The following is a 12179-nucleotide window of genomic DNA, read 5'->3' on the forward strand; positions in this document are numbered from 1 at the left end:
GCCGCGCTGCCTAGCGTCGATGCATGGTGCGACACGACAAGACCACGATGAAGCGGCGGACGTTCCTCGGTGCGGTGGCCGTCGCGGGATCGGCGCTGGCCACCGGCCTCGCCGGCGGCACGCAGACGGCGTCGGCCGGTGACGCCGTCGTGGCGGCGCTCGACCGTCACGGCCATCGGCTCCGCTCGACCGAGCCACACGGCGACCTCGACGACCTGCGGCCGTTCGGCCGGCTGATCGGCGACGCCGTCGTCGTCGGGCTCGGCGAGGCGACCCACAACTCCCGCGAGTTCTTCACCATGAAGCACCGGGTGTTCCGGTATCTGGTGCGCACACGGGGGTTCCGCACCTTCAGCCAGGAGGTGCACGCGGCGGCGGGGCTGCGCATCGACGACTACGTGGTCTCCGGCAAGGGCGACATCAGGCAGATCATGCGAGAGGAGTTCCAGAGCAGCACCCGGCTGTGGCACACCCAGGAGTACCTGGCCCTCTTCGAGTGGATGCGGGCGTACAACCGCAGCCACCGGGTCAAGGTCCGCTACATGGGCAACGACGTCGACTACGCCGGCCCGGAGTTGTTCACCCGGGTCGAGGAGCACGTCCGCGCCCGGCGCCCGGCGCTGCTGCCCCGGTTCGCCGAGCTCTATCGCGGTCTCCGGCCCGAGACGGACATGGACACCTGGATGCGGGAGTATCCGAGCCGGCCGCTCGCCGAACGCCGCGTGTTCGCGGCCCGGGCCCGCCAGGCCGTCGAGCTCCTGGCGGACCTCGGCCCCGGCGCCGACGACTCCCACGCCTGGGCCGTGCGGCATGCCCGCACCATCGAGCAGGTCGCCACCCTGTGGTCGTTCGACCTCGACGACGTCGACGAGCTCGGGGCCGCGCTGCGTCACCGGGAGACCGCGATGGCGGGCAACACCGTCTGGTGGCACGAGCGGACCGGCCACAAGGTGCTGCTCTCGGCACACAACTTCCACGTCGCGTACGCCAGCATCGATCCGGATCTCCAGCCCGACATGCAGGGAACCTTCCTGCGGCAGGCGCTCGGCACCGGCTACGTCAGTGTGGGGTTCACCTTCCACCGGGGCTCGTTCAACGCCGGGCCGGACGACCAGCCGCTGCAGACCTTCACCGTCGGCCCGCCGTCACCGGAGCACCATGAGTACGTTCTGGACCAGGCCCGGTTCCGCGACTACGTCGTCGACCTGCGCGACGCGCCCGCCGTACTGCGCGACTGGTCGCGACAGGCCCGCCCGACCCGCAGCATCGGCGCCGACTATCCGGTGCCGGACCATCGCCTCGCGCTGGGTGAGTTCTACGACGTCGTGATCCACCTGCACCGCATCCGGGCGGCGCGCCTGCTGAGCTGATCGACGGCGTTGTGCCAGCCGGCCGCGCGGACCCGGCCGCGGGGCGAGGCGCAGTGAGTAATTCGCATAACTGAATCGCGGCCTGACCAGCACGGCCACGCACTTCCGCCCGAAACGTCCACGTCACACCCTTGACACGTGCTGCGCGACCCGCCAGGATCGCTCCAATCCACCGGCCTCGAGCCGGTGGATTCAGGTCATCAAGTTATGCGCATAACTATCACCGAGGAGCGAGCCATGGCGGCCAAGCGAGCGACCCAGGCCGACGTCGCGCGGATGGCCGGCGTCAGCCAGGCGACCGTCTCGCTGGTGCTCAACGCCGAGCCGGACCGCGTCGGCCCCGAGACCCGGCAGCGGGTGCTCGACGCGATCAGCAAGACCGGCTACTCCGCCAACCCGCTGGCGCAGCGGCTGGCCCGCGGCCGCAACCAGATCATCGGCGTCTTCACCTACGAGCCGGTGTTCCCGCAGGGCAACGGCGACTTCTACCACCCGTTCCTCGTCGGCATCGAGCGCGAGGCCGAGCGCTGGGGCAGCGACCTGCTGCTGTTCACCAGCGCGCCGGTCGAGAACGGCCGGCGCCGGCTGTCCGGCAAGGCCCGTGCCCACCTCGGCGTCACCGACGGCTGCGTGCTGCTCGGCCGTGCCGAGGACAAGCAGGAGCTGGTGCACCTGCTCGACGACGGGTTCCCGTTCGTGTTCGTCGGCCGGCGCGAGCTGCCGGGCTCGGCGGACCTGCCCTACGTCGGCGCCGACTACGTCCAGGCGACGAACGACGTCGTCGGGCTCTTCCTGGAGCAGGGGCACGAGCGCATCGGGTTCGTCGGCGAGCTGAGCGACCGCGAGTCGATCATCGACCGGCTCACCGGCTACCGCACGGCGATGCGCGCGGCGGGGCTGCGGCCGACGTCGTTCGACCCGGCCGAGCTGACCGCGGACGAGATCGTCGACGTCGCCGTGGAGCATCACCTGACCGGGCTGGTGCTGGCCGAGGCATACCGCGCGGGCAGCATCCGCGCCGCCGCGGCGGCGCGCGGGCTGACGGTGCCGCGCGACCTGTCCATCGCGGTCCTGGGTCAGCCGGACGTCCCCGTCGAGGCCGGCGCCGACGACGCCGGCGTCGCCTGGAGTGGCTTCCGGATCCCGCGCGAGGAGATGGGCGAGCAGGCGTTGTCGCTGCTGGTCGAGCTGATCGAGGACCCGTCCGGCACCACCGACCGGCACCGGCTGCTGCCCTGCGTGGTCGAGCCCGGCCAGACGGTGTCCGCTCCCCGGCCGCGCTGAGCGCGGGCGTCCGCAGAACCCGGAAGGAGACGAGTGAACGAGCTTCGGACCGAGATCCTGGTGGTCGGCGGCGGACTCGGCGGCATCGCGGCGGCCCTGGCGGCGCTGCGCCGCGGGCGGCACGTCGTGCTCACCGAGGAGTACCCCTGGCTCGGCGGCCAGCTCACCTCCCAGGCCGTCCCGCCGGACGAGCACCCGTGGATCGAGGAGTTCGGCGCGACCCGCACCTACCGGGCGCTGCGCGACGGCATCCGCGACCACTACCGCCGCGCCTACCCGCTCACCGACGCGGCCCGCGTGCACCCGGCGCTGAACCCGGGCGCCGGCTGGGTCAGCAAGCTGTGCCACGAGCCGCGGGTCGCGGTCGCCGTCATCGACGAGTTGCTGGCGCCGTGGCGCGCGGCCGGCCGGCTCACCGTCCTGCAGCCGGCCCGCCCGACCCGCGCGGACGTCGACGGCGACACCGTCCGAGCCGTGACCGTCGAGCGTCTCGGCACGGGCGCCACGACGACGATCGCGGCCGACTACGTCCTCGACGCCACCGAGACCGGCGACTTGCTGCCGCTCACCGGTGCCGAGTACGTCACCGGCTTCGAGTCGCGGGCGGAGACCGGCGAGCCGAGTGCGCCGGACGCCGCACAGCCGCACAACCAGCAGGCGATCAGCTACTGCTTCGCACTCGACCACCTCGACGGCGACCACACCATCGACCGGCCGGCCCGCTACGGCCACTGGCGTTCGGTGGAACCGGAGTTCTGGGGGTCGCCGCTGCTCAGCTTCGGCGCGCCGGACCCGCGCACCCTGCGGCCCAAGCCGCGCGTCTTCGACCCGAACCCGGGCGACGACGCGCTCGCCGTCGACGCCGACCAGAGCCGCGAGCAGGGCGACGGCAACCTCTGGACGTTCCGCCGCATCGCCGCCCGCGACCTCTTCGCACCCGGGCACTACGCCAGCGACATCACGCTGGTGAACTGGCCGAACATCGACTACTTCGAGGCGCCGGTGGTCGACGTCGACGACGCGACGCGGCGGGCCCGGCTGGACGACGCCAAGCAGCTCAGCCTCTCGATGCTCTATTGGATGCAGACCGAGGCGCCGCGCCCCGACGGCGGCACCGGCTGGCCCGGGCTGCGGCTGCGCGCCGACGTCGTCGGGAGCACCGACGGACTGGCGCAGGCGCCCTACGTCCGCGAGGGCCGGCGCATACGGGCCGTCACCACGATCGTCGAGCACGACCTGTCCCAGGCGGTCCGCGGCGCGCACGGCGCCCGGCGCTACGCGGACACCATCGGCATCGGCATGTACCGCATCGACCTGCACCCCTCCACCGGCGGCGACAACTACCTCGACGTCGCGGCCGAGCCGTTCGAGATCCCGCTCGGCGCCCTGCTGCCCCAGCGGATGCGCAACCTGCTCCCCGCGGGCAAGAACATCGGCACCACCCACATCACCAACGGCTGCTACCGGCTGCACCCGGTCGAGTGGAACATCGGCGAGGCCGCCGGCCACCTGGCCGCGAGCTGCCTCGACGACGACCGGCAGCCGCACGAGATCCAGGCCAAGCAGCCGCTGCTCGAGGACTTCCAGGCACTGCTGACCCGGGACGGCGTCGAACTGCGCTGGCCGGCCGGCGTGTCCGGTTACTGACCCGCTGCTGCACACGTCCAAGGAGGGACGATGAAGCACCGCACACTGGTGGGCGTCGCCGGCATCACGGCCGCCGCCCTGACCCTGACCGCCTGCGGAGGCGGCGACGACGACGGCGACTCGACGTCGGACGGCCCGGCCGCGCTGCGGATGACCGTGTGGACCGCCGACGAGGCGCAACTGGCGCTGTTCCAGGAGATCGCCGACGCCTACGTCGCCGAGCACCCGGACACGGTCTCCGAGATCGGCTTCGAGACGCTGCCGTTCGAGGACTACACCACCGGCATCACCACGCAGATCGCCGGCGGCAACCCACCGGACCTCGCGTGGATCTTCGAGTCGTCGGCGCCCGAGTTCGTCGCCAGCGGCGCACTGCTGGACCTGCGCCCGGTGCTGGAGGAGACCGACGGCTACGACGTCGACGACCTGGAGCCCGACGCGCTGCGGCTGTGGGAGAGCGACGGCGGCCTCTACGCCTACCCGTTCTCGAACAGCCCGTTCGGCGTCTTCGTCAACACCGACCAGCTGACGGCGGCCGGCCAGCCGCTGCCCGCCGACCTGATCGCGTCCGGCGAGTGGACGTGGGACCGCGCGGCCGAGATCGCGGCCGCGACCGCGCAGGCCGGCGGCAAGGCCGGGCTGGTCGTCCGCGACTTCGACTTCGCCCTCTGGGAGAACCTCGGCACCATCTGGTCGAGCTTCGGCGCGCAGCCGTGGTCGGCGGACGGCTCCACCTGCGAGTTCACGTCGCCGGAGATGATCGACGCGCTGACCTGGATCCACGACCAGATCTTCACCACCGGCGCCATGCCCGGCCCGGGCACGACGGCCGACTTCTTCGCCGGCGACGCCGCGATGACGGTCACGCAGATCAGCCGCGCGTCGGCACTGGACGAGAGCTTCGGCTGGGATCTGGTGCCGCTGCCGGACGGCCCGGCGGGGCACGTCAACGTGATCGGGCAGGCCGGCATCGGGGTGTTCGCCGACGGCCCGAACGCCGAGGTCGCCGCGGACTTCCTGGCCTACTTCACCAGCCCGGAGAACGCCGAGCGGCTGGCCGCGTACTTCCCGCCGCCGCGCACGTCGCTGCTCACCGCGCAGACCCTGCAGGGGGCCAATGCGAAGCTCACGGCCGAGCAACTGCAGGCCGTCGTCATCGACGGGATCCCCGGCGCGGTGACCAAGCCGGCGCACGCGAACTTCGCGCAACTGCAGCAGGCCGTCCGGGCCGAGCTGGACGCGCTGTGGACCGCGGACGCCGACGTCACCGCCGTCGCCGAGTCGGTCTGCGCGGCCGCCGACCCGCTGCTGGGCGGCTGAGAACGGTCATGGCGACGGCGACCATGAGCCCGCCCCAGCGGCGGCTGAACCGGCGCGAGGACGTCCTCACCGGCTTCGCGTTCGTCCTGCCCCAGCTCGTCGGCAGCCTGCTGTTCGTGATCGGGCCGCTGGTCGCCGTCGTCTGGTACAGCCTGCACGACTGGAACGTGCTGGCGAACAGCTTCACCTACTCCGGCGCGGACAACTACGAGCGGCTGGCGTCCGACCCGGGCTTCCACGACGCGATGCGGGCCAGCGGGATCTTCTCCGCCGGACTGGTGCTGCTGAACGTGAGCCTGGCGCTCGCACTGGCCGTCATGCTCAACCAGCGGCTGCCGGGCACGGCGACGTTCCGGGCGTTCTTCTTCTCCCCGGTCGTCGTGTCGCTGGTCGCGTGGACCATCGTGTGGGGGTTCCTGCTGCAGGCCGACGGCGGCATCAACGGGTTCCTGTCGCAACTGGGCGTCGACGGGCCCAACTGGCTGCGCGAGGGCCCGACGGCGATGCTCTCGGTGATCGTCGTCCAGGTGTTCAAGAACGTCGGTCTGAACATGGTGCTGTTCCTGGCCGCCCTGCAGGGCGTGCCGAAGGAGGTCCGCGAGGCCGCGACCATGGACGGCGCGTCACCGTGGCGCTCGTTCTGGTCGGTGACGGTGCCGCTGATCAGCGGGACCATCCTGCTGGTGTCGATCCTGACCGTGGTCGGGTCGCTGCAGGTGTTCGCGCAGATCGCCGTGCTCACGCAGGGCGGGCCGGGCACGTCGACCACGGTGATCGTCTACTACCTGTACCAGCAGGCCTTCCAGTTCCAGGAGTTCGGCTACGCCAGCGCCGTGTCGGTGGTGCTGTTCGTGATCGTGGCGATCCTGACGTTCGTCCAGTGGCAGACACGGAAGCGGTGGGTGTTCCATGAGGTCTGACGTCGTCGAGGCCCCGGTGTCCGCGGCCGCCGGCCCGGGGTCCGCAGCACCGGAGCCGTCGCCGTCGCGGCGCCGCCGGGTCCGTCCGGCAGCGGTGCTACTGCTCGCCGTTCTCGGTGTGCTGGCCGTGCCGTTCGTCTTCCCCACCTGGTGGATGGTGACGGCCAGCTTCAAGCCGATGAGCGAGATCCTGCGGATCCCGCCGACGCTGTGGCCGTCGGCGCCGACCACCGAGGCCTACGGCCAGGTGTTCGACCTGCAGCCGTTCGCGCAGCAGTACTGGAACAGCATGTACATCGCGGCACTGGTCACCGTGGGCACCATCGCGGTGTCGTCGATGGCCGGCTACGCGTTCGCCCGCATTCGCTTTCCCGGGGCGAACCTGCTGTTCGGCGTCGTGCTGATCGGGCTGCTGGTGCCCGCGGAGGTCACCATCGTGCCGCTGTTCCGGCTGGTCAACTGGGCCGGGCTGATCGACACCCACTGGCCGCTGATCGTGATCCCGATCATCGGTGCGCCCAGCGTGCTGGCGACGTTCATCATGCGGCAGTACTTCCTGACCCTGCCGACCGAGCTGGAGGAGGCCGCCCGCATGGACGGCCTCAGCCGGGCCGGCATCTTCCGCCGGATCGCGTTCCCGCTGGCCCGACCGGCCGTCGCGGCGGTCGCGATCTTCACCTTCCTGCACTCGTGGAACCTGTTCCTGGAGCCGCTGGTCTTCCTGTCCAGCCGCGAGAACTTCACCCTGCCGCTGGCGCTCACGCAGTACGTCGACGCGTACGGCGGGCCGATGTGGAACGTCCAGCTGGCCGCCACCACGCTCACGGTGCTGCCGGTGCTCGGGGTGTTCCTGCTGGCCCAGCGGCAGTTCGTCGAGGGCCTGGCCAACACCGGCCTGAAGGGCTGACCCCGTCCGTTCCTTGCGAGAGGAGTTCGTCGATGTCGCCGAACCACCCGTCCGACGCACCATCGCTCTCCCGCCGCTCGCTGCTGGCCATCAGTGCCGGCCTCGCGGCCGCACCGTTCCTGCCCGTCTCCGTCGCCCGGGCCGCCGGTCCGTCCACCGGCCTGGCCGCGGGTCCGGCCTCCTGGTCCGCGTCCGGGGTGGACCCGACGGTGTTCGGGTCCACCCTGACCGGGCTGCCGGCCGACCCGACCACGGTCGTGCTCGGCTCCCCCGGGTTCGCCGCGCACGGCGACGGCATCGGCGACGACACCGCCGCTGTGCAGGCCGCCGTCGACGAGGCGTCGCGGCGTGGCATCGCCAACAAGCTCGGCGACATCCTCGGCGGCGCCCGCGACTTCCCGCACGGCGACGGCGGCGGCGTCGTCCTGGTGCCCGAGGGGACGTACCGGCTGTCCGCGCCGATCAACGTGTGGGACTCGGTCCGCGTCGTCGGCTACGGCGCGCGGCGGCCCGTGTTCGTGCTCGGCGCGGCGACCCCCGGCTATGCGACCGGCACGCCACGAGACGTCTTCTCGTTCCGGCGCCGGCCCGTCGGCGGCCCGGTCACGTACGCCAACAACGACACGTTCGGCTCCGGCCTGGTGAACCTCGACCTCGTCGTCGAGCCGGGCAACCCGGACACGTTCGCCGTCCGGTTCGCCGGCGCCCAGCTGTGCATCCTGCAGGATCTCGACATCCACCTCGGCGAGGGCCACACCGGCATCGACCACAACGCGAACCTCATCCAGCGCGTGCGGGTGTTCGGCGGCGAGATCGGCTTCCACGCCTACGCAGCGTCGGCCGGCTGGCAGACGACGGTGCTGGACTGCCGGTTCGAGGGCCAGCGCGGTATGAACGTCCGGATGTTCAACGACGCCAAGCTGGTGGTCGTGCGGTCGGTGTTCGCCGGCGCGCCGCGGGCGTTCGAGTCCGCCGTCGACCAGTGGCAGCACCTTTACATCGAGGACTCGCACTTCCAGGACGTCGGCGACGTCGCCGTGGTGCTGAACGAGAGCTCCACCATCCCCGGGGCGGCCGATCCGCTGATCCGGGGCAGCAACCAGCTCACCCTGCTGAACTGCACCGCGTCGGGGTTCCGCGATCTGCTGCTGCTCGCGCAGACCGGCTCGCGGACGCGCGCCCGCAGCGCTCCGTCGCGGATCAGGGAGCTGACGTACGGGCTGCGGGTCGAGCGGGCGCTGACGGCCCGGGAGGCGCGCCGCGACGGCGTCCACGCGGACGTCGTCGGGACCGCCGGAACGGCGTGGACGAAACGGATCCTGCGCACGGACGTGCCGGCGCTGCCCGCTGTGCGCGACTGGGTGAACGTGGCCGACGTCGCCGCGTCGCTCGGGCGGACCATCGGTACCGGCGACGACGACCTCGCGGTGTTCCAGGCCGCCGTCGACCGGCACGACACCGTCTACGTCCCGATCGGGCAGTACCTGCTCAGCGACACGCTGCGGCTGCGGCGCACGTCGAACCTCATCGGGCTGCACCCCCGGCAGACCTGGCTGCGCGCCGTCGACGCCCATCCGCACTTCAGCGACCCGGACGCGCCGCGGGCGCTGGTCCAGACCCCGCGCGGGGGCCGGAACATCGTCGTCGGGCTGGGCCTGGACACCGCCGAGCAGACACCGGGCGCCGCGAACGTGCTGTGGCAGTCCGGCGACGGGTCGTACCTGGCCGACGTGACGACGCAGTTCATCAAGTGGCATCCGGAGGAGGTGTCGTCCGGCGACCCGGGCTACACCTACCGCGGCCGGCACAAGTACAACGTGTGGGTGCGCGGGGGCGGCGGGACGATCGCCAACGTGTGGGCCGCGGCGGGGTGGGCCGACAACGGGCTGCTGGTCGAGCGGACCGACGTGCCGGCCCGCGTCTACGAGGTCTCCGTCGAGCACCACGAGACCCGCGAGGTGGTACTGCGCGGGGTGTCCGGCTGGCGGTTCCTCGGGCTGCAGACGGAGGACCATCTCTACGGCTGGCGCTCGCAGGCGGTCGAGGTGGAGTCCAGCTCCGACGTGCTCTTCGCCAACTCGGTGTTCTTCCGGGTCGCGACCGTCCTCGGTCCGCACCCGTACGCCGTCAGCGTGCGGGACTCGAGCGGCATCGTGCTGCGCGGCAACCGCGGCTACCGCAACATCGCGCCGGAGTTCACCCAGTGGGGCGCCGCGGTCGTCGACCACGACACCGGGCGGACGGTGCCGGAGATCGAGTTCGCGCTGATCGAGATCGCGGGGTGACGACGATGGAGCGACGCGACTTCCTGAAGCTGGCCGGCGGCGTGGCGGCCGGGGTGGCCGCGGGCGGTGCCCTGGCCCCGTCGGCGGCCGCCGCGCCCCGCGACCGGAGCGAGCTGATCCCGTCGGCCGGTGCCCACTTCGGCGCGTACGTCTACGCCGGGAACGACGCCGGGGTCTCGCAGCCGGAGGCGCTGGAGACGAAGATCGGCCACCAGCTCGGCGTCAACCACTGCTTCCACCACTACGGGACGCCGCCGCACACGACGCGCTGGCAGAACGACATCGCGGCGGGCCGCATCCCGATGATCTCGTGGGGCGCCGGGCCGCAGTCGCGGCTGGCGGAGATCCTCACCGGCGTGCACGACGACGAGATCGAGGGCCAGGCGACGCTGCTGGCGTCGCTCGGTGCGCCGCTGTTCCTGCGGTTCACCTGGGAGTTCGACCTGCGCTACACCGACACCGGCCTGTTCACCGACGTCTGGCGGTACGTGCACTGGAAGTTCGCCGGCGCCCCGAACGTCGCGTTCGTGTGGTGCCCGACGTGGCGCGCGTACCGCGAGACGTTCAAGGCGGACGGCTTCTACCCCGGCGACTCGCACGTCGACTGGATCGCCGCCGACGGCTACGCCCGCCCGCACACCGACCCGATGTACCACTACCGGGCGTTCGACCTGATGTTCGACGCGGCGCACGCCTTCGCGGCCGACCACGGGAAGCCGTTCATGGTCGGTGAGACCGGCGTGCACCGAGCCGCGGTGGACCCCGTGCAGGCCGCGTGGCTCACCACGACGCGGTCGGTGGTGAAGAGCTCCTACCCGCACCTCAAGGCGTTCCTCTACTTCCACCGCGACGGCGACGCCCCCGACGGCGACGACTGGCGGGTCACCGTCCCCGACGGCGGGCCGGCCCAGCAGGCGTTCGCCGCCTTCGCCCACGACGCGTACTTCGACCCGGTCTGAGGTGCCACCGCGGCCGGTGGACGCTGCGTGAGAATCGTCGAATGACCAACGACCGCTTCATGCTGATCCACGATCCAGAACTCCAGGCCAGGGGCGAGCGGGTTCTGGGCGCCGAGTTCAGGGCGATGAGCGAGAGGGTGGTGCGGGCGACGGAGTTGACCTCCCGTCTCAACGTCCTCCCGTTCGACGACGAGGCGGGCAGGGCGGCGCTGTTCGAGCAGATCCTGGGCCGTCCGCTCCCGGCGAGGGTCACGATCTACCCGCCGTTCTACACCGATCACGGCCTTCGGCTGGAGCTGGCGGAGCGGGTCTTCATCAACCAGGGCTGCACGTTCCTCGACTACGCCGGCATCAGGCTGGGCGGGGGCGTGATGGTCGGCCCGAAGGCCACCTTCATCACTATGGGCCACCCGGTGGACCCTGACGAGCGGCGCCGGTTCCTCAGCGGTGCGCCGATCGACGTGGCGGAGAACGTGTGGATCGGAGCCGGCGCGACGATCCTGCCCGGCGTCAGCATCGGCCGCGACGCCGTGGTCGCGGCCGGCACGGTCGTGGCCGACGACGTCCCACCGGCGAGCCTGGTCGCCGGGTCCAAGGGCACGGTGCGCCGACGTTGGTAGCACACCGGGCCACGAACAACGCACCCGCATCCGTCCTGGTCACCGGGGCAACGGGCAACGTCGGCCGGCCGCTGGTCGAGCAGTTGCTCAGCGCCGGGCACCGGGTCCGCGCTCTGACCCGCGACCCCGAGCGCGCCGCCCTGCCGGCCGAGACCGACGTCATCGCGGGGAACCTCGAGGACGCCCGCAGCCTGGACGTCGCGTTCGGGGGGATGGACGCGGCGCACGTCATCGGGTTCGACGGCGCCGGCCACTCCCCGCTGGACCGCGGCGAGCAGCTCGTCGAGACCGCCGTGCGCAAGGGCGTGCGCCGGGTGACGCTGCTCAGGGGCGACCCGGGGAAGACCGGCTTGGAGCGGGCCGTCGAGGCGAGCGAGCTGGCCTGGACCTACCTCGCGCCGGTCGAGTTCATGTCGAACGTGCTGGAGTGGGCCGACTGCATCCGCGCCGAGGGCGTCGTACGCCACGGGTTCCCGGACCTCAGGAGCGCGATGGTGCACGACGCCGACGTCGCCTCCGTCGCGGCCACGGCGCTGACCAGCGAGGGACACGCCCGGCAGGAGTACTGGCTCACCGGGCCGGAGGCGCTGACCGCGCCGGAGAAGGTCGCCGTGCTCAGCGAGGTGCTCGGCCGGCCGATCCGGTTCGAGGAGCTGACCCGTGACCAGATCGTCGGCCAGTGGCGCGAGCAGGGCTTCTCCGACGAGGACGTCGAGTTCTTCCTGCACTTGCGGACCGACCCGCCGGAGGCCGGCTCCACCGTGCTGCCGACGGTCGAGCAGGTGACCGGGCGCCCGGCGCGGACGTTCGCGCAGTGGGTCGCGGCGAACCGGGCCGCCTTCGGCGGGTGAGCCAACCGCTAGGTTG

Annotated in this window: 10 protein-coding genes; all 10 read left to right on the top strand. The window is 71.9% G+C overall.

The annotated features are described in order from the left end of the window. The first annotated feature begins 23 nt into the window (after positions 1-23). The 10 genes from DZA62_RS25090 to DZA62_RS25135 all read left to right on the top strand — a co-directional run bounded on the left by DZA62_RS25090 (position 24) and on the right by DZA62_RS25135 (position 12163). The gene (locus DZA62_RS25090) at positions 24-1370 is read left to right on the top strand and encodes an erythromycin esterase family protein (RefSeq protein WP_116951674.1); all 1347 of its coding nucleotides are present in this window, start codon (positions 24-26) and stop codon (positions 1368-1370) included. A gap of 237 nt (positions 1371-1607) precedes the next feature. Next, positions 1608-2654, top strand: a complete 1047-nt coding sequence (locus DZA62_RS25095; RefSeq protein WP_198664157.1) for a LacI family DNA-binding transcriptional regulator — start codon at positions 1608-1610, stop codon at positions 2652-2654. Between the two features lie 33 nt (positions 2655-2687). Beyond that, positions 2688-4301, top strand: a complete 1614-nt coding sequence (locus tag DZA62_RS25100; RefSeq protein WP_116951675.1) for an FAD-dependent oxidoreductase — start codon at positions 2688-2690, stop codon at positions 4299-4301. A 30-nt stretch (positions 4302-4331) separates the two neighbouring features. Next, a complete protein-coding gene (locus DZA62_RS25105) occupies positions 4332-5621 on the top strand; it encodes an ABC transporter substrate-binding protein (protein ID WP_116951676.1) in 1290 nt (429 codons plus the stop codon). 8 nt (positions 5622-5629) lie between these two features. After that, positions 5630-6541, top strand: coding sequence for a carbohydrate ABC transporter permease (locus DZA62_RS25110; RefSeq protein ID WP_116951677.1), 912 nt, complete (start codon positions 5630-5632; stop codon positions 6539-6541). 154 nt (positions 6542-6695) lie between these two features. Continuing rightward, positions 6696-7448, top strand: coding sequence for a carbohydrate ABC transporter permease (locus tag DZA62_RS25115; RefSeq protein ID WP_408619590.1), 753 nt, complete (start codon positions 6696-6698; stop codon positions 7446-7448). A gap of 32 nt (positions 7449-7480) precedes the next feature. After that, on the top strand, positions 7481-9733 hold the full coding sequence (locus tag DZA62_RS25120) for a glycosyl hydrolase family 28-related protein (RefSeq protein WP_116951679.1): 2253 nt from the start codon (positions 7481-7483) through the stop codon (positions 9731-9733). A 5-nt stretch (positions 9734-9738) separates the two neighbouring features. Further along, positions 9739-10692 carry a twin-arginine translocation signal domain-containing protein gene (locus tag DZA62_RS25125; RefSeq protein WP_157987893.1) on the top strand — a complete coding sequence of 318 codons (954 nt, stop codon included), beginning with the start codon at positions 9739-9741 and terminating at the stop codon, positions 10690-10692. Between the two features lie 41 nt (positions 10693-10733). After that, entirely contained in the window at positions 10734-11312 is a 579-nt protein-coding gene (locus DZA62_RS37325) for a DapH/DapD/GlmU-related protein (RefSeq protein ID WP_198664158.1), read from the top strand. Then, positions 11306-12163 (top strand): NAD(P)H-binding protein, encoded by an 858-nt coding sequence (locus DZA62_RS25135; RefSeq protein ID WP_116951682.1) that lies wholly within the window; start codon positions 11306-11308, stop codon positions 12161-12163. Before DZA62_RS37325 ends, DZA62_RS25135 begins: the two co-directional genes overlap by 7 nt. The last annotated feature ends 16 nt before the right edge of the window (positions 12164-12179 follow it).

The organism is Jiangella endophytica (assembly GCF_003427025.1).
In the GTDB taxonomy this organism is placed as follows: Bacteria; Actinomycetota; Actinomycetes; order Jiangellales; family Jiangellaceae; genus Jiangella; species Jiangella endophytica.

Bases quoted from the DNA above. Each gene is read 5' to 3' on its own strand.
- DZA62_RS25110 (WP_116951677.1), top strand. From the start codon at position 5,630: ATGGCGACGGCGACCATGAGCCCGCCCCAGCGGCGGCTGAACCGGCGC.
- DZA62_RS25090 (WP_116951674.1), top strand. From the start codon at position 24: ATGGTGCGACACGACAAGACCACGATGAAGCGGCGGACGTTCCTCGGT.
- DZA62_RS25125 (WP_157987893.1), top strand. From the start codon at position 9,739: ATGGAGCGACGCGACTTCCTGAAGCTGGCCGGCGGCGTGGCGGCCGGG.
- DZA62_RS37325 (WP_198664158.1), top strand. From the start codon at position 10,734: ATGACCAACGACCGCTTCATGCTGATCCACGATCCAGAACTCCAGGCC.
- DZA62_RS25105 (WP_116951676.1), top strand. From the start codon at position 4,332: ATGAAGCACCGCACACTGGTGGGCGTCGCCGGCATCACGGCCGCCGCC.
- DZA62_RS25115 (WP_408619590.1), top strand. From the start codon at position 6,696: ATGGTGACGGCCAGCTTCAAGCCGATGAGCGAGATCCTGCGGATCCCG.
- DZA62_RS25120 (WP_116951679.1), top strand. From the start codon at position 7,481: ATGTCGCCGAACCACCCGTCCGACGCACCATCGCTCTCCCGCCGCTCG.
- DZA62_RS25095 (WP_198664157.1), top strand. From the start codon at position 1,608: ATGGCGGCCAAGCGAGCGACCCAGGCCGACGTCGCGCGGATGGCCGGC.